18 protein-coding genes, 1 tRNA gene and 1 pseudogene are annotated in these 20,020 nt (G+C 63.9%); 19 read left to right on the top strand and 1 reads right to left on the bottom strand.

The features are described 5' to 3' along the window. Positions 1-83: 83 nt before the first annotated feature. Positions 84-173, bottom strand: a tRNA-Ser gene (locus AC0VX3_RS25110). 764 nt (positions 174-937) lie between these two features. Here AC0VX3_RS25110 and AC0VX3_RS25105 point away from each other — a divergent pair. From AC0VX3_RS25105 to fdhF, 19 genes and pseudogenes are all read left to right on the top strand, one after another. Then, a pseudogene (locus tag AC0VX3_RS25105) lies at positions 938-1,616 on the top strand (50S ribosomal protein L21). A 55-nt stretch (positions 1,617-1,671) separates the two neighbouring features. Then, entirely contained in the window at positions 1,672-1,941 is a 270-nt protein-coding gene (rpmA, locus tag AC0VX3_RS25100) for a 50S ribosomal protein L27 (RefSeq protein ID WP_342891435.1), read from the top strand. Between the two features lie 139 nt (positions 1,942-2,080). Beyond that, a complete protein-coding gene (locus AC0VX3_RS25095) occupies positions 2,081-2,686 on the top strand; it encodes a GNAT family N-acetyltransferase (RefSeq protein ID WP_475522796.1) in 606 nt (201 codons plus the stop codon). Then, positions 2,683-3,252, top strand: coding sequence for a GNAT family N-acetyltransferase (locus tag AC0VX3_RS25090; protein WP_475522795.1), 570 nt, complete (start codon positions 2,683-2,685; stop codon positions 3,250-3,252). Before AC0VX3_RS25095 ends, AC0VX3_RS25090 begins: the two co-directional genes overlap by 4 nt. Continuing rightward, complete coding sequence (locus tag AC0VX3_RS25085; protein WP_475522794.1) at positions 3,249-3,794, top strand: GNAT family N-acetyltransferase; 546 nt, start codon at positions 3,249-3,251, stop codon at positions 3,792-3,794. The genes AC0VX3_RS25090 and AC0VX3_RS25085 overlap by 4 nt, the downstream gene beginning before the upstream one ends. Further along, positions 3,791-4,336 carry a GNAT family N-acetyltransferase gene (locus AC0VX3_RS25080; RefSeq protein WP_475522793.1) on the top strand — a complete coding sequence of 182 codons (546 nt, stop codon included), beginning with the start codon at positions 3,791-3,793 and terminating at the stop codon, positions 4,334-4,336. The genes AC0VX3_RS25085 and AC0VX3_RS25080 overlap by 4 nt, the downstream gene beginning before the upstream one ends. 41 nt (positions 4,337-4,377) lie before the next feature. After that, positions 4,378-5,424 (top strand): GTPase ObgE, encoded by a 1,047-nt coding sequence (gene obgE / locus AC0VX3_RS25075; protein ID WP_342891430.1) that lies wholly within the window; start codon positions 4,378-4,380, stop codon positions 5,422-5,424. After that, positions 5,424-6,572: a glutamate 5-kinase gene (gene proB, locus AC0VX3_RS25070; RefSeq protein ID WP_475522792.1), complete on the top strand. Its 1,149-nt coding sequence runs from the start codon at positions 5,424-5,426 to the stop codon at positions 6,570-6,572. The genes obgE and proB overlap by 1 nt, the downstream gene beginning before the upstream one ends. A 153-nt stretch (positions 6,573-6,725) precedes the next feature. Next, the gene (locus AC0VX3_RS25065; RefSeq protein ID WP_475522791.1) at positions 6,726-8,006 is read left to right on the top strand and encodes a glutamate-5-semialdehyde dehydrogenase; all 1,281 of its coding nucleotides are present in this window, start codon (positions 6,726-6,728) and stop codon (positions 8,004-8,006) included. Further along, positions 8,003-8,638: a nicotinate-nucleotide adenylyltransferase gene (locus tag AC0VX3_RS25060; RefSeq protein ID WP_475522790.1), complete on the top strand. Its 636-nt coding sequence runs from the start codon at positions 8,003-8,005 to the stop codon at positions 8,636-8,638. Before AC0VX3_RS25065 ends, AC0VX3_RS25060 begins: the two co-directional genes overlap by 4 nt. 230 nt (positions 8,639-8,868) lie before the next feature. Further along, entirely contained in the window at positions 8,869-9,252 is a 384-nt protein-coding gene (gene rsfS, locus AC0VX3_RS25055; protein WP_348146078.1) for a ribosome silencing factor, read from the top strand. A 79-nt stretch (positions 9,253-9,331) separates the two neighbouring features. Then, entirely contained in the window at positions 9,332-9,814 is a 483-nt protein-coding gene (rlmH, locus tag AC0VX3_RS25050) for a 23S rRNA (pseudouridine(1915)-N(3))-methyltransferase RlmH (RefSeq protein WP_475522789.1), read from the top strand. 75 nt (positions 9,815-9,889) lie between these two features. After that, positions 9,890-10,345 carry a GNAT family N-acetyltransferase gene (locus AC0VX3_RS25045; RefSeq protein WP_475525246.1) on the top strand — a complete coding sequence of 152 codons (456 nt, stop codon included), beginning with the start codon at positions 9,890-9,892 and terminating at the stop codon, positions 10,343-10,345. Between the two features lie 365 nt (positions 10,346-10,710). After that, positions 10,711-12,093 carry a murein hydrolase activator EnvC family protein gene (locus AC0VX3_RS25040; RefSeq protein WP_475522788.1) on the top strand — a complete coding sequence of 461 codons (1,383 nt, stop codon included), beginning with the start codon at positions 10,711-10,713 and terminating at the stop codon, positions 12,091-12,093. Next, complete coding sequence (locus AC0VX3_RS25035; protein ID WP_475522787.1) at positions 12,090-13,418, top strand: S41 family peptidase; 1,329 nt, start codon at positions 12,090-12,092, stop codon at positions 13,416-13,418. The genes AC0VX3_RS25040 and AC0VX3_RS25035 overlap by 4 nt, the downstream gene beginning before the upstream one ends. A gap of 180 nt (positions 13,419-13,598) precedes the next feature. Further along, entirely contained in the window at positions 13,599-14,744 is a 1,146-nt protein-coding gene (locus tag AC0VX3_RS25030; protein WP_475522786.1) for a divergent polysaccharide deacetylase family protein, read from the top strand. A gap of 26 nt (positions 14,745-14,770) precedes the next feature. Further along, a complete protein-coding gene (locus AC0VX3_RS25025; protein ID WP_475522785.1) occupies positions 14,771-15,301 on the top strand; it encodes an RNA pyrophosphohydrolase in 531 nt (176 codons plus the stop codon). Between the two features lie 207 nt (positions 15,302-15,508). Further along, positions 15,509-17,185 carry an NAD(P)H-dependent oxidoreductase subunit E gene (locus tag AC0VX3_RS25020; RefSeq protein ID WP_475522784.1) on the top strand — a complete coding sequence of 559 codons (1,677 nt, stop codon included), beginning with the start codon at positions 15,509-15,511 and terminating at the stop codon, positions 17,183-17,185. Next, the gene (gene fdhF / locus AC0VX3_RS25015) at positions 17,182-19,950 is read left to right on the top strand and encodes a formate dehydrogenase subunit alpha (RefSeq protein WP_475522783.1); all 2,769 of its coding nucleotides are present in this window, start codon (positions 17,182-17,184) and stop codon (positions 19,948-19,950) included. The genes AC0VX3_RS25020 and fdhF overlap by 4 nt, the downstream gene beginning before the upstream one ends. The last annotated feature ends 70 nt before the right edge of the window (positions 19,951-20,020 follow it).

The raw sequence follows: 20,020 nt of genomic DNA, 5'->3' as shown, positions 1-20,020 counted from the left end.
GGGGATGGCGGAGGAGCGAGGACAAAGTCCGAACCCGGAGCCACGCGCTCAATCAGCCGAAGGCGGTGGCGCGACAAAAAGAATGGCGGAGAGAGAGGGATTCGAACCCTCGGAACGCTTGCGCGCTCAACGGTTTTCGAGACCGCCCCGTTCGACCACTCCGGCACCTCTCCGCGGTACTTTTGACTAAACGGGTCTCAAGTGGCGCGGAACATAGACATGAAGCGCGCACGCCGCAAGACCGGATTTCGGTGTTTTTCACCGAATGTGCAATCGGCCGGCAAGGCCGGGTTTGAACCTGTCCGGTTTTGCGGAAGCACGCGTCACTCCCAGGCGTCACCCCGGCCCGTCACCCCGGCCCGTCGTCTGGCCCGTCATCTGGCCCGCCGCCTGGCCCGCAACCTGACCCGTCTCCCGGAGCCCAGCCCGGACAAGCGCTGCCGGCGTCCGGCGAAGGTCTCGGCCCCGGGCGGCCGGAAAGGGGCTGGCCGGGGCGTTTTCTCAGCCTCTTCCTCGGGCCTTGTCCTGCGCTCGGTCGGGGCGTGTCAATGCGGCCGCCGGGCTGCCGTGATGCAGCGCCCGGCGTGAGCGCTTGTCGCCGCTCCGGGCCGCCTCGGGCCGCTCCTGGGCGGGCCGGCCAGGCGCGGAAGCCGGCAAACAGCGCTTTTCCGGCGGCGCGGCGCGGATTTCCGTTTGACATCGGGGGATGGCTGACTATATTGCGCGGGCTCGAAAAGGTTCGCTTTTTCGGGCGTTGATTGTCGACCCAGGCCAGCCGGGCTTTCCACGCTTCACGCGCATCCCGACACCAGAAGACCTGTCAACCGGTTCAGACCGGAGGGACAGGCGCCTCGCGTTCGACCCGGAAACAGCCGTCTGACGGGCTTTTAAAGCACGCGGCCGGTGTGTCAAAAACGAAAAGAAGGACGTGCGAGACATGTTCGCAGTGATCAAGACAGGCGGCAAGCAGTACACCGTCGCCGCAGACGACCTCCTGAAGGTCGAAAAACTCGATGCCGAAGCCGGCAGCAGCGTCACCTTCGAGGACGTGCTCATGGTTGGCGACGGCACCGACACCACCGTTGGGGCGCCGCTCGTCGAAGGCGCCACCGTTGTTGCGGAAGTGGTCGAACAGGGCCGTGACCGCAAGATCATCATCTTCAAGAAGCGCCGGCGTCAGAATTCCCGCCGCCGCAACGGCCACCGTCAGTCCTTCACCCTCCTCAAGGTGACCGACATCCTGACCGGTGGTGCCAAGCCGGCCAAGAAGGCAGCGCCGAAGAAGGCCGCGCCGAAAGCCGACGACGCACCGAAGGACGATGCGCCGAAAGCCGAAAAAGCCAAGGCTGCGGATGCCAAGGCCGATGCGAAAGGCGAAGACGCAGCTGTCGAGCCGCTCTTCACCGCTCCGGACGGCAAGGACGATCTGAAGAAGATCTCCGGTGTCGGCCCGGTTCTCGAGAAGAAGCTGAACGCTCTGGGCATCACCACCTACGAGCAGATCATCGGCTTCTCCGCGGAAGACATCGCCCGTGTTGATGACGTTCCTGAATTTCAAGGGCCGCATCGAGCGCGACAACTGGGTTGAACAGGCCAAGGAACTGGCCGGCAAATAAGCCGCCGTTTCATTGCGACTGTTGAAAAGAATTCGAAGAACGAGGAGTTCTAAAGATGGCACATAAAAAGGCAGGCGGTTCATCCCGCAACGGCCGCGACTCAGCCGGCCGCCGTCTCGGCATCAAGAAATATGGCGGGGAAGCTGTGATTCCCGGCAACATCATCGCACGTCAGCGGGGCACTCAGTGGCACCCGGGCAATGGCGTTGGCATGGGCAAGGACCATACCATTTTCGCGACCGTGGAAGGCAAGGTGGAGTTCCAGGCCAAGGCCAACAAGCGAACCTACATCAATGTGCTCCCGGTAGCGGAAGCAGCGGAGTAAAGCCGACGTGAAGTTTCGAAACGCCGGCGTCCCACTTGACCCCGGCATTTCGAGATGAGGCCAGCAACCGGCCAGTCAGAGATCCAGGGGAGAGATGGGGCGCCATCTCTCCCTTGATTTGTTTTGGCTGGAGGAAAAGATGGTTGTTGAAAGTGATGGACGTTTAGACGAGAGCTGTCGTGTCGCGGCCCCGTTGCCGCAGGAAGCGGTCCGTGTACGGCTGGACAAGCCGCGCCCGGATGATCTGGCCGATCTGGTGTATCTGGCCGACAACAAGACTGTGGCGGCCAATCTCGCCACCATGCCGTATCCCTTCACCAAGGACGACGGCCGGGCCCTGCTTGCCAGGGCCGATCTGAACAGACCCGAGTCCGCGACATTCGCGATCCGCCTGAAGACCACCGGGCGGCTGATCGGCGTTGCGCGCTACGCCAATGTGGATGCGGACGGGCCCGTTCATGTCGGCTACTGGCTGGGCGAACCTTTCTGGGGTCAGGGCCTGGCGACCGAAGCGGTGCATGTTCTGGTCGATCATGCCTTTACCCACAACGGCATCCGGGAACTGCAGGGCTCCTGCCGGGTGACCAATCCGGCGTCCCGCCGGGTGCTGGTCAAGTCCGGGTTCCAGTATCGGGACCAGGCCATGATCCGCTCGCTGGGAGCGGGCGGCTCCGTGCCGATCGAGCGCTATACACTGGAACGGGGCATCTGGAAGTCGTTGAAAGGATGGGGGCAGGGACGATGAGCATGTTGCCGGAACTGAAAACCCGCCGCCTCATCCTCAGGCCGGTTGCCTTGAGCGATGCCGAGGCCATGGCCACCCTCGCGGGCCGGGAGTTCGAGGTCGCCAGATGGTTGACCTCCTTCACCTGGCCTTATGAGGACGGGGCGGCGGAAGCGTTCCTGAAATCGGTCGTCGGCACGGATCCGTTCCAGACCGAGGCCCTGTTCGCGATCACGCTCGGGGGCGTCTTCATCGGTGTCGTGGCAGTCGAACCGCCGGGCGATCTGGACGAGCTGCCGGGTCTGCCGACGCTCGGCTACTGGCTCGGCCGCGCCTTCCAGGGCCATGGCTACGCCGGTGAGGCGGTCGAGGCGGCGCTCTCCTGGGCCTTCGAGGTCTTCAAGGCCGATGCGATTGCGGCACGGGCCTTCGAGGAGAACTTCCGGTCCCGCGGTCTGCTGCGCAAGATGGGTTTCAAGCCCTATTGCATGACCGAACGCTTCTCCAGGGCGCTCGACCGGCGGGTGTCCAACGTCGTCGTGCGGCTGGAACACGCCGATTTCGAAGCCAGGAGGAAAGCGGCATGAGCCTTCCAGTGATCAGGACCGACCGCCTTGAAGTGCGCCCGGTCACTCCGGAGGATTTGCCGGCGATCAGCGCGCAGATCGGAGAATTCGACGTTGCGAAGATGCTCGCGGTGGTTCCGCATCCCTATACGCTTGAGGATGCGCAGGGCTGGTTCGAGCAGAGCTGGGTCCGGCAGGCGGATGGCGCAAGGAACTTTGCCATCGACAATGGCACCGGGTTGATCGGCGTTGTCTCGCTTGGCCGGCCGTCGGAGACACCGAATCTCGGCTACTGGCTCGGCAAGGCCCACTGGGGCCGTGGCTACATGAGCGAGGCCGGGCGCGCCGCGTTGGGCTGGCTGTTTGCGACGACAGAAACGCAGACGGTCGTGAGCGGTGCGCTCGACGAGAACACCGCTTCGCTGAACGTTCTGTCGAAACTGGGTTTCGAGACCGCCGGGCCGTACACGCTCGCCATCAGGTCGCGTGGCCAGGACCTGCCGGGAACACGCATGAAACTGACCCGGACAGCCTTTCTGTCGTCTGCAGGAGACGCACCATGAACAGGGAACTTGTCAGGACGGAGCGTCTTTGCCTCACTCGGCCGCGCGTGGACGATCTTGACCGCTACGCCGAACTTCTGGGCGACTATGAGGTTTGCAAGATGCTGTCCCGCGTGCCCTACCCCTATGACAGGGACCAGGGGCGGGCGAGCCTTTTGCGAGCACAGGACAGTTGGCGCGCCTTCGAAAAGGCGGAGGATCTGACCTTTCAGATCGAGCACCAGGGCGAAGTGATCGGCTGTTTTGCTTTCAAGAAGTTGCAGGAGACCCCGGAGATCGGCTATTGGCTGGGGCGCGCCTATTGGGGCAAGGGGTTCATGAGCGAGGCGGCCATGGCAGCGATGGTCTGGCTGTTCGAGAATACGGACCACACGCGCGTTGCCTGCGAAGCCATGATCGATAATCCGGCCTCCATCAGGCTGGCGGAGAAAATCGGGTTTCGGAAGGTTGCCGAGGTGGGATGCGCCAGCGTGTCGCGTGGCGGCACGGTGCCCGCGGTCCGGGCGGAAATAACGCGGGAAGAATTCTTGAACGGCCTTTGACGTGAACCAGGGCCTTACAACAGGACAACAAGAGAAGAACAATGAAATTCCTCGATCAGGCCAAGGTCTATGTGCGTGCCGGCAATGGCGGGGCCGGTGCCGTCTCGTTCCGGCGAGAGAAATACATCGAATACGGCGGTCCGGACGGCGGTGACGGCGGCAAGGGCGGTGACGTCATCATCGAGTGCGTCGACGGGCTCAACACCCTGATCGACTACCGCTACAAGCAGCATTTCAAGGCGGGCACCGGCATTCACGGCATGGGCCGCAACCGAACCGGTGCCCACGGCGATGATGTCGTCCTGAACGTGCCGGTGGGCACGCAGGTCTTCGAGGAAGACAACGACACGTTGATCGCGGATCTGACCGAGCTGGGCCAGAAGGTGAAGCTCTTGAAGGGCGGCAATGGCGGCTTCGGCAACGCCCATTTCAAGTCGTCGGTCAATCAGGCGCCGCGCCGGGCCAATCCGGGCCTCGAGGGCGAGGAAAAGTGGATCTGGCTGCGGCTGAAACTGATCGCCGATGCCGGGCTTGTCGGACTTCCCAATGCCGGGAAATCGACCTTTCTGGCCACGGTGACCGCCGCCAAGCCGAAGATCGCCGACTATCCTTTCACGACGCTGCATCCCAATCTCGGCATTGTCCAGATCGACAGCAACAGCTTTGCGATGGCCGATATTCCCGGCCTGATCGAGGGCGCCCATGAAGGCACCGGCCTCGGCGACCGCTTTCTTGGCCACGTCGAGCGCACGCGGGTGCTGCTGCATCTGGTCGACGGCTCGGTCGAGGACGATCCGGGCGAGGCCTACAGGGTTGTGCGCGGCGAGCTGGAAGCCTATGGAGCCGGTCTGATCGACAAGCCGGAAATCGTGGCCCTTTCCAAATGCGACGCGCTCACCGAGGAGATGATCGCGGAAAAATCCGCCAGCCTCGAGGCCGCCTGTGGCCAGAAACCCCTGATCCTGTCATCGGCCAGCGGCCTCAATGTCGACCGGGCGCTGCGGATGATCGTGCGGGCCATCGACAGGGACAAGCAAGACGCGGCCAATCAGGTGCCTGCGCCCGAGCAGGAGGGCTGGCACCCCTGATGAGCGTGAACGCCGCCCTGTCCGCCCCCCGCACTCTCAAGGCCTACAGCCGCATCGTCGTCAAGATCGGCTCTGCCCTGCTGGTGGAACGGGGCGAATTGAAACGTGCCTGGATGGACGCCCTGGTATCCGATCTGGCGGCTCTTGCGGACGCCGGAGCGGAAGTGCTGATCGTGTCTTCGGGCTCGATCGCGCTCGGCCGCGGCATTCTCGGCCTGCCGAAAGGACCGTTGAAACTGGAGGAAAGCCAGGCGGCGGCCGCCGCCGGACAGATCGCCCTGGCGCAGGCCTACGCCGATGCGCTCGGTGCCCATGGCCGCAAGGCGGGCCAGATCTTGCTGACACTCGGAGACACGGAAGAGCGGCGGCGCTATCTCAACGCCCGCGCCACCATCGGCACATTGCTGAAATTGGGCGCGGTGCCGATCATCAACGAGAACGACAGCGTCGCCACCTCGGAAATCCGCTACGGCGACAATGACCGGCTTGCGGCCCGGGTCGCCACCATGGCAAGCGCCGACTGCCTGGTGCTTCTGTCCGACATCGACGGGCTTTACACCGCGCCGCCCCAGGACAATCCGGATGCGGTGTTCCTGCCGGAAGTTCCGCAGATCACGCCGGAAATCGAGGCGATGGCCGGCAGCGCCGGATCCGAGCTGTCGCGCGGCGGCATGAAGACCAAGATCGATGCCGGCAAGATCGCGACCGCCGCCGGAACGTCGATGGTGATCACCTCCGGCAAGCTGCTCAATCCCTTGCAGCGCCTGAGCGACGGCGCGCGCGGCACCTGGTTTCCCGCTCTTGCCACGCCCGCGAGCGCGCGCAAGGCCTGGATCGGCGGCCATCTGGAACCGCGCGGCGAGATCCGGCTGGATGCGGGCGCCGTCAGGGCGATGCGATCGGGCAAGAGCCTGCTGCCGGCCGGTGTGGCCGCCGTCACCGGGAGTTTCTCGAGAGGCGACGCCGTCGTCCTGGCCGATCCGGACGGGCGCACGATCGGCCGCGGCCTGATCGCCTATGATGCGGACGAGGCAAGGCTGATCGCCGGCCGCAACAGCCGGGAGATCGAGGCCATTGTCGGCTATCCGGGCAGGGCGGAAATGATCCACCGGGACGACCTGGTGCTTGAGTTGCCCGCGTTCGATTGACGGCGCATCCATCAGAAGGATGCCTTTTGGACCGGAACGCGTTAAAACGCTCCAGAAGGTGACCGATCCGAAAGTGTTGGAGCCTCCCGTGCGCTTTCAGGCGCGGGATGCCCCGAGCGGCCCGGCAGGGACGCAATCAAGGAGTTGAGAAAAATGCTGGACGTCGTCGAGGCGAAGACCACCGCGGAACTGATGACGGAAATCGGGCAACGGGCCCGTGCCGCCGGGCGGATCCTTGCAACGGCGCCGGCGGAGCAGAAGAACCTGGCTCTGCGTGAAATGGCGGCCGCCGTCCGCGCTGCCACGCCGGACATCCTGGCCGGCAACCAGGTCGATGTCGCCGCAATGACCGCCAACGGTCAGGCCGCTTCGTTCCTGGACCGGGGGACGCTCAACGCGGAGCGGATCGAGGCGATTGCGCAGGCGCTTGAGGCAATCGTCGCGCTCGACGATCCGGTTGGCAGCGTGATGGCGTCCTGGGAGCGTCCCAATGGCCTGAAGATCGAACGCGTGCGCACACCGCTCGGCGTGATCGGGGTCATCTACGAAAGCCGGCCCAATGTAACGGCCGATGCCGGGGCCCTGTGCCTGAAGGCCGGCAACGCGGTGGTGCTGCGCGGCGGCTCGGACACGATCCGGTCCAACCGGGCGATCCACGCGGCACTCCAGAAGGGCCTCGAGACTGCCGGCCTGCCTGAAGATGCCATCCAGATCGTGCCGGTCACCGACAGGGCGGCCGTTGGCGAAATGCTGCGCGGGCTCGACGGCAATCTCGACGTGATCGTTCCCCGGGGCGGACGCAGCCTGGTGGAGCGGGTGCAGAGCGAAGCGAGGGTGCCGGTATTCGCCCATCTGGAAGGCCTGGTGCATATTTTCGTCGACAAGGCGGCCGATCTGGAAAAATCCGTTGAGATCGTGGTCAATTCCAAACTGCGGCGGACCGGCATTTGCGGCGCGCTGGAAACGCTGCTGGTGCATGAGGCCGTTGCCCACAGCCATCTGCCGGTGATCGTCAGGGCCTTGCAGGACAAGGGCTGCGAGATCCGCGGCGGCGCACGTGTGCGCGATATCTGCGAGAACATCGTGCCCGCCAGCGAGGACGACTGGTCGACGGAATATCTCGACAAGATCCTGTCGGTGAAGGTGGTGCCGGATCTGGATGCGGCGATGGACCATATCGCCCGCTACGGCTCCAGCCACACCGATTGCATCCTGACCGAGGACCAGGCGGCGGCCGACCGGTTCCAGTCGGAAGTGGATTCGGCGATCGTCCTGCACAACGCGTCCACCCAGTTTGCCGACGGCGGTGAATTCGGCATGGGGGCGGAAATAGGCATCGCCACCGGCCGCATGCATGCGCGCGGACCGGTGGGGGTCGAGCAGCTCACCAGCTTCAAGTACAAGGTTCACGGTACGGGGCAGACGCGTCCATGAACCCATTGAGTCCTGGACCGGGTCTCGACCGCGACTGGCTGAAGTTGCCCCATGCGGAGGCCGGCAACCGGATCGGCATCTTCGGCGGCTCGTTCAACCCGCCGCATTCGGGCCATCGGCTGGTGGCCGCGACCGTGCTCAAGCGGCTCGGTCTCGATCAGGTGTGGTGGCTGGTTACGCCCGGCAATCCGCTGAAGAGCCATTCCGACCTGGCGCCTCTGGAAATGCGCATGCATCTGACCAGCGCCATGGCCGACCATCCGCGCATGAAGGTGACGGCTTTCGAGACGGTTCTGGGCACGCCCTACACGGCGAGAACGCTGATGGCCTTGCGCGCCATGCGTCCCGCCGTGCGATTCGTCTGGGTCATGGGCGCCGACAACCTGGCAGGTTTCCAGCGATGGCAGGATTGGCGCGCCATTGTCGGGTCGGTGCCGGTCGCGATCGTCGACCGCCCGGGGGCATCGCTTTCCGTCCTCTCGTCACACATGACGAAAGCCTTTGAAAAATATAGACTTCCCGAAGAAGACGCAGCGCTTTTGCCGGAAATGGAGCCGCCGATCTGGACGTTTTTGCACACGCCGCTCGACCGGACGTTGTCCACGGACATCAGGCGCGGCACGTCGCGGTGATCGTCAGAACTACCGATAACTTCCGGTTGTCTTGAAATTGCCAAACGGGAAGCGATATTATAGGCACGGTCGCGGCGAACGCGGCCGAGGTAAGGTCAACCGGTCCTGAACCCAAAACGGATAACGTGCGCAGACGGACAGTTCAGTTCGTGACCACGTCGGGCGCAGGACGGCACATACGGCGAAAGGCAGACCATCTGACCATGACCTTTGAAAGCGAGCGGGCAGACATGTCCACTCCTCTGACGGCTTCCGTAAGCAAAGATCTTGCGGCAGACCTCCTCGACACGGTTCTCACCAGTCTTGACGACTCGAAAGCTGAGGACCCGGTTACTCTCGACATAGCAGGCAAGAGTTCGCTGGCCGATCACATGGTGATCGTGTCCGGGCGCTCCCATCGTCATGTGGGCGCGATTGCGGATCACTTGCTGAAGGACCTGAAAGCGGCCCGAGCCGGCAAGGCAACGGTCGAGGGTCTGGCAACATGCGACTGGGTACTGATTGATGCGGGCGATGTGATCGTTCACATTTTCCGTCCCGAAGTGCGCGGCTTCTACAACCTTGAAAAGATGTGGGCGCCGGACACCGACGAGACGCCGCAATACATCAGCTGAGCGGGCCGCGGGGTTCCGATACCGGGGCCTCGGTCGTCGCTGGCAGTAAAGCACCGGTTCCGGAACCGGCGGGGATTTCATGCGCTTTTCGCTCTACTGCATCGGCCGGATGAAGGCCGGTGCGGACAAGGATCTTTTCGACCGCTATGTGGACCGTGCCCGCAAGACCGGGCGCGGGCTCGGCATCACGGATGTCGGCCTCCACGAACTTCCCGAAAGCCGCGCACAGCGCCCCGATGACCGCAAGGCGGAAGAGGCCCGTGGCCTCATCGCGGCGCTTGCAGGCGGTGCGCGTCTTGTGGTCCTGGACGAGAACGGCAAAAACCTGACCAGTGCTGGCTTCAGCGGCAGGCTCGAGGCCTGGAAGGATGAGGGGGTGCCCGAAGTCGCCTTTGTCATTGGCGGCGCCGACGGCCACGGCCCGGAGGTGCTGGCACGCGCCGACCTGAAACTCGCGCTCGGCGCCATGACCTGGCCGCACCAGATTGCCCGGATCCTGCTGGCCGAGCAGATCTACCGCGCCATGACGATCCAGTCCGGACACCCCTACCACCGGGTGTGACGGTTCCCGGACGCGGAAAGGGGGCTGAATTTGACGGCACCTACACTTGAAACGGAACGCCTGGTCCTCCGGCCGATGCGCATGGAGGACTGGCCGGACTATCTGGACCTGATGCGCTCGGATCGGTCCAGGTACATGGGTGGACCCATGCCGGAGACCGCTGCCTGGGGACTGTTCTGCCAGGACGTGGCGCAGTGGCCGCTGATGCAACACGGCGCGCTGATGATCGAAGACCGGGCAACCGGCCGGTGTCTCGGCCAGGTGGGCATCAACCACGGGCCGCTTTTTCCCGAGCATGAACTTGGCTGGTTCGTCTACGGGCATGCCGAAGGCAAAGGCTTTGCGCTGGAGGCGGCGCGGGCCATGCGCGACTGGGCAAGGGACGTGCGCGGCCTGCCGGAACTGGTGAGCTACATGGATCGCGACAACCACCGCTCGGCGCGGCTGGCCGTGAGACTGGGTGCGGTGCTCGACCCGAAAGCGCCCCGCCCCGCACCGGAGGATCTTGTCTACAGGCATTTCGGCCAGTGAGTCGGCCAGTGACCAGTGAATAGACCAATGAAACGGCCAGTGGAGATATGGGCGGATGACAGGGCCCGCGCCGGCCGTGCGACACCTTCACAGTTGGACTTCAGGCCCCGCGAATGCCGCTAAAAGCGGCTGGCCGCCCGTATCTCGCCGCATTCGCCCCGTATCGATCAACAGGTATCCTTTTGCAAGGTTGTGCGGCATTTGCGTGGGATGAGGCGTTGCGGGCCCAACTGGTAAACGGTTCGTTAACGCAGTCTGTGTATCGCAATAAATGGATAACCTTTGGGAGTTGAGGCAGGGTGACACCGGATCGCACAGGCATTGCGTGTCCAGGACTTGAGCAGCGGCGGCTCGCACGCCCGTTCTTGAGACGTCGCGTCCCGACTCTGTTGCCTGAGTTTCTGGTTCTGGCCTTTCTGTTGCCGGTCCTTGTTGTTCCCGCTCTGCCGGTGGGCGCCGCCGAGAGCCTTGATGAAACGGCGCCGGATCGCCAGACACTTGAAAGCAAGTCTCCTGCGCCGGAAGTTGATGCCGCGCTCGACCGCAAGAGGGAGCGCGAGCAGGAACTGGCCGCGCTCTCGCGCGACATCGAGGTCTCGACGGACCGTCAGTCGGCAATTGCCCGGGAAATCAGGGCGCTTGACCGCGACCGCGAGACCCTGAATGCAAAGATCATCGGCACCTCCGACACGATCAAGGGACTGGAGACCCGGCTGGGCGATACCGAGCGCCGTTTGCTGTCGCTGGGCGCGAACGAGGACGCGGTCCGGCTGTCGCTGATCGCGCGGCGTGATATTCTGTCCGAGGTCCTGGCCGCGCTCCAGCGAATTGGAAAACGGCCGCCGCCGGCACTCGCCGTGCGCCCGAGCGATGCCCTGTCCGCCGTGCGCAGCGCGATTCTCCTGAACGCGGTCATGCCGGAGCTGAAGGTTGAAACCGAAGCGCTCGCGGCGGACCTGGAGGAATTGAACCGGCTGAAGTCGGTGATTGCGGAGGAAAAAAACGTGCTGCGCGGCGACGCGATGCGATTGGCTGAGGAAAAGTCCCGGCTGGAGCTTCTTTTGAGCGCCAAAAGGCAGGAACATCAGAAGTCCGTTCGCGATCTGGAGGCGGAAAAGGACCGTGCCCAGGCACTCGCCGAAAAGGCGGGTTCTCTTCAGGAGCTGATCGCAAGCCTGGAGGCGGAAATCGAAAGCGCGCGTGAAGCGGCCGAAAAATCCAGGCAGGCGTCTCTGGATGCCAGCCGCAGGGACAAGAAAGCGTTTGATCCGTTCTCCGACCCGGGCCGTCTGGCGCCGGCGATCGCGTTCCAGGACACCACAGGCCAGTTGCCGATGCCTGTTGTCGGAACCGTTTTGAAGGAGTTCGGTCAGGATGACGAATTCGGTGGTGTGACGGAAGGACAATCTATCGCCACAAGGCCGGGGTCTAATGTCACGTCGCCGGCGGATGGCTGGGTGGTATATTCAGGTCCGTTCCGCTCGTTCGGACAGCTCTTGATCCTGAACACGGGCGACGGCTACCATGTGCTGCTGGCCGGGATGGACCGGATCGATGCGGAACTGGGGCAATTTGTTTTGACCGGGGAACCGGTTGGTGTCATGGGCGCGACCCAATGGGCGAGCGCATCAACATTCGGCTTGGGTTCGACCCAGCCTATCCTATATGTTGAATTTCGGAAGGACGGACGTGCGATCGATCCCAAACCCTGGTGGGGACGCACAGAAGAAGAAAAGGCTCGCGGATGATACGGAAAGCTTCCTTGCTGCTGGTGGGTGCCCTGGTGGGAGCTGCAGCAGTCACGACACTGTCCCAGATGCCGATCAATGTCTCGGTGGCGGCCAATGCCGCGGCAACCGATACCTATCGGCAGTTGAACCTCTTTGGCGATGTGTTCGAGCGCGTGCGTTCCGACTACGTGGAAGTGCCGGACGACGCTCAGCTGATCGAAAATGCCATCAACGGCATGCTGACATCGCTGGACCCGCATTCCAGCTACATGTCTCCGAAAAGTTTCCGCGACATGCAGGTTCAGACCCGCGGCGAATTCGGCGGGCTTGGCATTGAGGTCACCATGGAAGACGGCCTCGTCAAGGTCGTCTCCCCGATCGACGACACGCCCGCGGCCAAGGCCGGGGTTCTGTCCGGTGATCTGATCACCTATATCGACGGCGAGCAGGTCCAGGGTCTCACGCTGAACGAAGCCGTCGAGAAGATGCGCGGACCGGTCAAGACCGATATCGTGGTCACTGTCCGCCGCAAGGGCCGGGCCGAGCCGTTCGACATCACCATCACCCGCGACATCATCCGCATCCGGTCCGTGCGCTGGCGTGAAGAGGACGACGTCGGCTACGTCCGCGTGACCCAGTTCAACGAGCAGACATTCGACGGCTTGAAAAAAGGCGTTGAGGAGATGACGGCCAAGATCGGTGAGGACAACCTGAAAGGTTTCGTCGTCGATCTGCGCAACAATCCGGGCGGTCTTCTGGATCAGGCGATTGCCGTGTCCGACGCGTTCCTGGACCGGGGCGAAATCGTCTCGACCCGAGGCCGTGAAGCCGACGAGACCCAGCGGTACAATGCCCGCGCCGGCGATCTGGCCGATGGCAAGCCGGTGATCATCCTGGTCAATGGCGGCTCCGCTTCCGCGTCGGAAATCGTTGCCGGGGCGCTGCAGGATCACCGCCGCGCGACCGTTCTCGGCACCCGCTCCTTCGGCAAGGGATCGGTTCAGACCATCATCCCGCTGGGTGCCAACGGCGCGATCCGCCTGACCACGGCGCGTTACTACACGCCGTCCGGAACGTCCATTCAGGCCAAGGGCATCGTGCCTGACATCGAGGCTCTGCAGGATCTGCCCGACGAACTGGTCGGCCGCGTCGACACCAAGGGCGAAGCCGGCCTGCGCGGCCATCTTGAAGCCGACGGGGAAGAGGAATCCGGCAGCCAGGCCTACGTGCCGGCGGACCCGGAAGACGATACCCAGCTGAAACTGGCGCTGGACCTTCTGCGCGGGAACCAGGTGAACAGCGCGTTCCCGCCGGTTTCCGACAGCGCGGCTATCAAAAACTGATATCAGGCCCGCGCGCCGGTCTTCCGGCGCGCGGGTCCCCGCTTTCGTTCTGCGTATTCCTAAAACAATGAAGTTTCCGGTCCGGTGCATCGGCCGAGAAGCGCGGCGACATCCGAAGCTCCCGATAACCCAGTCAAATGGGTCCTAATTGGCTCCGGTTGGTATAAGGCTCAGGACGACATGTCGAGCGAAGATCTCACAGCTCCTCTTGGAATGGGCAAGCGGCGGCTCGTCAAGCTGCCGTTCGGCCTGATCGGCGCCGGAATCCTGAGCGTGGTGTTCACGACGACGTTCATCTGGATCGCCGTCGTCGACGACCCGCTCGGTGGCGAGCCGGTGGCCGTTCTGCCTCTCGAAGCGGTCGTCGAGGGTGTCACTTCCCAGGACATCGAAGTGGTCGAAATCCGGCCGGCCATTGGCGACGACCTCGGACCGAACCTGCGCCCGGAAAGCGCGGAAGACCTGCTTGGACCCCGCTACGAAATGATCGAGCGCCCGGACGGTCTGGGGCCGGATGCCCCGGTGACCGGACTGTCGGTCAATCCGGACAGCCGGGTCAGCGAGCGGTCTGACTACGGGTTTCTTCCCAAGATCAGCGACGCGGGCGTCCGGCCGCTCGACGCCTATTCAAGGCCGATCGTGCGCGAGTTCACGTCAATTCCGAAGATCGCCGTCGTGCTGACCGGACTGGGCCTGAGCGAGACCGGCACCCAGAATGCCATCCGCCGATTGCCGTCCGACATCACCTTCGCGCTTGCGCCCTACGGTGGAGATCTGGATCTCTGGATGCAGCAGGCGCGCGGCAAGGGCCATGAACTGCTCCTGCAGCTCCCGCTGGAACCCTTCGATTTCCCCGACAACGATCCCGGGCCGCACACGCTGCTCGTCAGCCTCCGGCCGGCCGAGATGCTGGACCGGCTGGCGTATCTTCTGACCCGTGTGACCAATTATGTCGGCGTCATTCCCGAGATGGGGACCCGGTTCACATCGACCAAACCGTCCATGGAATATCTGTTTGAGAAACTGAAATCGCGCGGTCTGATGTTTGTCGACAACGGCAGTTCCTCGCGCAGCCTGTCGCCCGAGGTGGCCGCTGACAAGCGCATTCCGTTCAGCGGCGTGGATGTCGTGCTGGACGAAGTTCCCAAGGAAGACAGTATCGACGCCAAACTGCTTCAGCTGGAAGGCGTTGCCCGGTCCCGCGGTGTTGCGGTGGCGGCGGCCTCCGCGCTTCCCGTTACCGTGCGCCAGTTGGAGAAATGGGTGCGGGACCTTGAGGAACGGGGTATCCAGCTTGTGCCCGTCAGCGCCACCATCGACCGGTGACAGGTGATTTCAGGCAAGGAAAAATCGTGACGAAGCTTGAGTCCGAAGCAGATTTCCCGGTGCCCGGGGAGGGGCTTCCCTACCGCCCGTGTGTCGGTATCGTGCTGATCAACAAGGACGGCCTGGTCTGGATCGGCAGCCGTGACGACGGTGGCAGTTCCGCCAATTACGAATACAGCTGGCAGATGCCCCAGGGCGGCATCGACAAGGGCGAGACCCCGGAGCACGCCGCGCGCCGTGAACTCTACGAGGAAACCTCGATCAGGTCCGTGACCCTTCTGGAAGAGGCACCGGAATGGTTTGCCTATGACTACCCCGAAGAGGTTGTCCGCAGATCGCGAAAAGGCAAGTACCGGGGACAGGCGCAACGCTGGGTCGCCTACCGGTTCGACGGGCCGGACGAGGAAATCAACATCCTGTCGCCGCCGGACGGCCATACCGCGGAATTCTCCTCCTGGCGCTGGGAACAGGCCGCGCATCTGCCGGAGCTGATCGTGCCGTTCAAGCGGCCGGTCTATGAGCGTGTGGTTGCCGCATTCTCGCACCTGACTGCCTGATCCGGCGAAGGCCGCACCGGTTAGTACTTATGTCCTGCTTGTCGTTTTTCGAACAGACAGGTCTGATCGGCCTCGCTAACATACCGACCAAATGCGTCGTATTGCAGCATCCGCCAGAGCGGAATTGCCAAGTGAACACGCAACCTTGGGAGACAAGCGCGGAGTTGATTCCGGGGCCGCGCTTCAGAGGATTTGGGAGGAACGCCAATGTCTTTCGGCAAGGGGCTTTCAAGAAAGCCGTCCCAGCCCAAAGGGCGTCAACTGGACGATGCGGCCCTGAGCGAGATTCAGGCTCTTCTGGGCAATGAAGCCCGCCGCCGGGATCTGCTCATCGAGCATCTCCACAAGATTCAGGATGCCCATGGGTGCCTCGAAGCGCGTCATCTGAAGGCCCTGGCCGAGGAGATGCGCCTGTCGCAGGCTGAGGTCTACGAAGTCGCCAGCTTCTATCATCACTTTGATATCGTCCGCGAAGGCGAGGCCAGACCGGCGCCGCTGACCATCCGCGTCTGCGACAGCATCGCCTGTTCGCTGAAAGGCGCGGACGAACTGGCGACCACGCTGGAAAACAGCCTGGATCCGGGCAGGGTGCGTGTTCAGAAAGTGGCCTGTATCGGCCGCTGCGCCGGCGCGCCTGCCATTCAGATCGGCAAGCGGGCGCTCGACCAGGCCACGGAACTCTCGGCCCGGTCTGCCGTCTTCGAGGGCAACACCGCTCCGGATATTCCGGACTATGTCCGACTTGAAGCCTATCGCGCCGATGGCGGCTACGGGTTGCTGGCGCGCGTCAGGGCCGGTGAACTGAAAGCCGTCGAGATCGCCGAAAATGCGCTTGAGGCCGGGTTGCGCGGTCTCGGCGGGGCCGGCTTTCCGACCGGCACGAAATGGAAGATCGTTCACGATCTGCCCGGTCCGAAATACCTGACCGTCAACGGGGACGAAGGCGAGCCCGGCACCTTCAAGGACCGCGTCCATCTGGAGCGCGATCCGCACAGGTTGCTTGAGGGGGCCCTGATCGCGGCCCATGCGATTTCGGCCGAGCGGATCTACCTCTACATGCGCGATGAGTATCCGGCGGTGCTGGACATTCTGAAGGCCGAGATCGAGGCCTTGCGCTCCGCCGGCATCATCACCACCATCGACATCGAACTGCGCCGCGGCGCCGGGGCCTATATCTGCGGCGAGGAAAGCGCGATGATCGAATCGATCGAGGGCAAGCGCGGCCTGCCGAGGCATCGGCCGCCCTTCATCGCCCAGGTTGGCCTGTTCGGCCGGCCGACGCTCAATCACAATGTCGAGACCCTGTTCTGGATGCGCGACATTGTCGAGAAGGGGCCGGAGTGGTTCGCCTCCAAGGGGCGCCGGGATCACAAGGGCTTCCGGTCGTTTTCGGTGTCCGGCCGGGTGAAGGAGCCGGGTGTCAAGCTGGCCCCGGCGGGCATCACCATGAACGAACTGCTGCAGGAATTCTGCGGCGGCATGGAAGACGGGCACAGCTTCAAGGGCTATCTGCCGGGCGGCGCGTCGGGGGGCATCCTGCCCGCGTCCCTCGCCGACGAGCCGCTGGACTTCGGCACGCTCGACAAGCACGGCTGCTTCATCGGCAGCCATGCCATCGTCGTCTTTTCCGATCACGACGACATGCGCGACGTTGCGCTGAACCTGATGCGCTTCTTCAAGCACGAAAGCTGCGGCCAGTGCACGCCCTGCCGGTCCGGCACCGAAAAGATGGAACATCTGCTGGCCCAGGGCGATTGGGACCAGTCCAAGATCGCCGATCTGGATGCCGTCATGCGCTCGGCCTCGATCTGCGGTCTCGGCCAAGCGGCCGCAAATCCGGTTGCCTCGGTGCTGAAGTTCTTTCCGGGAGAGTTCGAGAAATGAGCCAGGTAACCTTCTCACTCGACGGCACCACGGTCACTGCGGAACAAGGCGAGACCATCTGGCAGGTCGCCAGGCGCGAGGGCGTCGCCATCCCGCATTTGTGCCACAAGGATGCCCCGGGCTACCGGTCCGACGGCAATTGCCGCGCCTGCATGGTCGACATCGAGGGCGAACGCGTTCTGGCGGCCTCGTGCATTCGTGCGCCGTCCGAAGGCATGGTGGTCAACACCGCGAGCGAGCGGGCAAGCAAGGCCCGCGAAATGGTGTTCGAACTGCTCGCCGCCGACCAGCCGCCCCGCGACGCACATCCCGACCCGGACAGCGATTTCTGGAAATGGACCGACAGCGTCGGCGTTTCAACAGGCCGCTTCTGCGCTTCCGAAAAACCGGCCCCCGACGTGTCTCATCCGGCGATCGCGGTCAATCTGGATGCCTGCATCGCCTGCAACCTGTGCGAACGCGCCTGCCGCGAAGTGCAGGTCAACGATGTCATCGGCATGGCCGACCGCGGCGCGCACACGGTGCCGGTGTTCGATCTGGCCGATCCGATGGGCCTGTCGACCTGCGTTGCCTGCGGCGAGTGTGTTTCCGCCTGCCCGACCGGGGCGCTGATGGAAAAGAGCCTCCTGGATGCGACCGCGACCCGGCGCGAAGTCTACGCCGAGGAAACCGTCGACAGTGTCTGCCCGTTCTGCGGTGTCGGCTGCCTGACGTCGGTCTCCGTCAGTGACGGCAGGATCGTCAGCGTCGAGGGCCGCAACGGTCCGGCCAACGAGAACCGCCTGTGCGTCAAGGGACGCTTCGGCTTCGACTATGTGTCCAGCCCGGAACGTCTGACGAAGCCCCTGATCCGGCGGGATGACGCTCCCAAGCGTGGCGACATTGCGATGTCGCTGGAAAACCATCTGGATTTTTTCCGTGAGGCGACCTGGGACGAGGCGCTCGACAGGGCGGCGGCCGGATTGAAGGCGTCCTATCAGGCCAAGGGCGCTGCCGGCATTGCCGGGTTTGGATCGGCCAAGGGCTCCAACGAAGAGGCCTACCTGTTCCAGAAGCTGATCCGCCAGGGCTTCGGCTCCAACAATGTCGACCATTGCACCCGGCTGTGTCACGCCTCGTCCGTGGCCGCGCTCATGGAGGGCATCGGGTCGGGTGCGGTGACCGCGCCGTTCAATGCGGCCGAGGACGCCGATTGCATGATCGTGATCGGCGCCCGTCCGGAACAGAACCATCCGGTCGCGGCGACCTTCATCAAGCAGGCCGCGAAAAACGGCACCAGACTGATCGTCATGGACCCGCGCGGCCAGGGCCTGATGCGTTACGCCGACTACGGTCTGAAGTTCAAGCCGGGCACCGATGTCGCGATGCTCAATGCAATTCTCAACGTGATCGTCACGGAGGACCTCTACGACAGCCAGTATATTGCGGCCCATGTCGACGGCTTCGAGGCCTTGAGGGAAAAGATCCGCGAATTCACCCCCGAAGCCATGGCGCCGGTCTGCGGCATCGACGCACAGACCCTGCGCGAGGTCGCTCGCCTTTATGCCACCAGCGCGAAGTCGATCATCTTCTGGGGCATGGGCGTCTCGCAACATGTGCACGGCACGGACAATGTCCGCTGCCTGATCGCCATGGCGCTGACCACCGGCCAGATCGGCCGGCCAGGCACCGGCCTGCATCCGCTGCGCGGCCAGAACAATGTGCAGGGGGCCTCCGACGCCGGTCTTATTCCGATGGTGTTTCCCGATTACCGCTCCGTTGAAAACCCGGATATCCGCGCCGAATTCGAGGACGCCTGGGGGCGGACACTGGATCCGCTCGGCGGGCTCACCGTGGTCGAGATCATGGGTGACATTCTCGCAGGCGGCATCGAGGCCATGTTTGTCCAGGGCGAAAACCCGGCCATGTCGGACCCGGATCAGAGCCACGCCCGCAAGGCGCTGGCAAGCCTCAAGCACCTGGTCGTCCAGGATATCTTCCTGACCGAGACCGCCTGGCATGCCGACGTGATCCTGCCGGCGTCCGCCCATGCGGAAAAGCTTGGCACCTACACCAACACCAACCGCCAGGTCCAGATCGGCCGGCCCTGCGTCCCGCTGCCGGGCGAGGCCCGTCCCGACTGGGAGATCCTCATCCAGCTTGCCAACCGGCTGGACCTGAACTGGTCCTATGACGGCGTGCCGGCGATCTACGAGGAAATGCGCTCGCATATGGCATCCCTCGACAATATCTCCTGGGAGCGGCTGGAACGCGACGGCACGGTCACCTATCCGGCCGACGCACCCGACAGGCCGGGCAACGAGATCCTGTTCGGCCAGTCCTTCCCCACGAGCGATGGCCGCGGCAGGATCGTGCCGACCGACCTGGTGCCGCCGGACGAGCTGCCGGATGACGACTTCCCGCTGGTGCTCACCACCGGCCGCATGCTGGAGCACTGGCACACCGGCGCCATGACCCGGCGCGCCGCGGTGCTGGATGCCATCGAGCCGGAACCGGTTGTCTCCATGAACCCGCGCGACATCGAGCGCGCGAGCCTGGAGATAGGTCAGCAGGTCACGGTGGAAACACGGCGCGGCTCGATCACGCTGACCCTGCGCGCCGACCGGGACGTGGCCGCAGGCATGCTGTTCATCCCGTTCTGCTTCTTCGAGGCCCCGGCGAACTTCCTCACCAACCCGCAGCTCGATCCGTTCGGCAAGATCCCCGAGTTCAAGTTCTGCGCGGCCCGGATCGGCCCGGACGGACATCGGCAGGCAGCGGAGTAACAAAAAACAACCCCACCCTCGCCTCACACTCTGGGCCTTCCCCGACTTGATCGGGGATCCGTGCCATGTT

Source organism: Roseibium sp. QJM3NY_11, assembly GCF_056173175.1.
This window is presented reverse-complemented; position numbering and strand designations above follow the sequence as displayed.

Bases quoted from the DNA above. Each gene is read 5' to 3' on its own strand.
- AC0VX3_RS25060 (WP_475522790.1), top strand. From the start codon at position 8,003: ATGAACCCATTGAGTCCTGGACCGGGTCTCGACCGCGACTGGCTGAAG.
- obgE (WP_342891430.1), top strand. From the start codon at position 4,378: ATGAAATTCCTCGATCAGGCCAAGGTCTATGTGCGTGCCGGCAATGGC.
- AC0VX3_RS25090 (WP_475522795.1), top strand. From the start codon at position 2,683: ATGAGCATGTTGCCGGAACTGAAAACCCGCCGCCTCATCCTCAGGCCG.
- rpmA (WP_342891435.1), top strand. From the start codon at position 1,672: ATGGCACATAAAAAGGCAGGCGGTTCATCCCGCAACGGCCGCGACTCA.
- AC0VX3_RS25085 (WP_475522794.1), top strand. From the start codon at position 3,249: ATGAGCCTTCCAGTGATCAGGACCGACCGCCTTGAAGTGCGCCCGGTC.
- AC0VX3_RS25065 (WP_475522791.1), top strand. From the start codon at position 6,726: ATGCTGGACGTCGTCGAGGCGAAGACCACCGCGGAACTGATGACGGAA.
- rsfS (WP_348146078.1), top strand. From the start codon at position 8,869: ATGTCCACTCCTCTGACGGCTTCCGTAAGCAAAGATCTTGCGGCAGAC.
- AC0VX3_RS25020 (WP_475522784.1), top strand. From the start codon at position 15,509: ATGTCTTTCGGCAAGGGGCTTTCAAGAAAGCCGTCCCAGCCCAAAGGG.
- AC0VX3_RS25045 (WP_475525246.1), top strand. From the start codon at position 9,890: ATGCGCATGGAGGACTGGCCGGACTATCTGGACCTGATGCGCTCGGAT.
- AC0VX3_RS25035 (WP_475522787.1), top strand. From the start codon at position 12,090: ATGATACGGAAAGCTTCCTTGCTGCTGGTGGGTGCCCTGGTGGGAGCT.
- fdhF (WP_475522783.1), top strand. From the start codon at position 17,182: ATGAGCCAGGTAACCTTCTCACTCGACGGCACCACGGTCACTGCGGAA.
- AC0VX3_RS25080 (WP_475522793.1), top strand. From the start codon at position 3,791: ATGAACAGGGAACTTGTCAGGACGGAGCGTCTTTGCCTCACTCGGCCG.
- AC0VX3_RS25030 (WP_475522786.1), top strand. From the start codon at position 13,599: ATGTCGAGCGAAGATCTCACAGCTCCTCTTGGAATGGGCAAGCGGCGG.
- AC0VX3_RS25095 (WP_475522796.1), top strand. From the start codon at position 2,081: ATGGTTGTTGAAAGTGATGGACGTTTAGACGAGAGCTGTCGTGTCGCG.
- rlmH (WP_475522789.1), top strand. From the start codon at position 9,332: ATGCGCTTTTCGCTCTACTGCATCGGCCGGATGAAGGCCGGTGCGGAC.
- proB (WP_475522792.1), top strand. From the start codon at position 5,424: ATGAGCGTGAACGCCGCCCTGTCCGCCCCCCGCACTCTCAAGGCCTAC.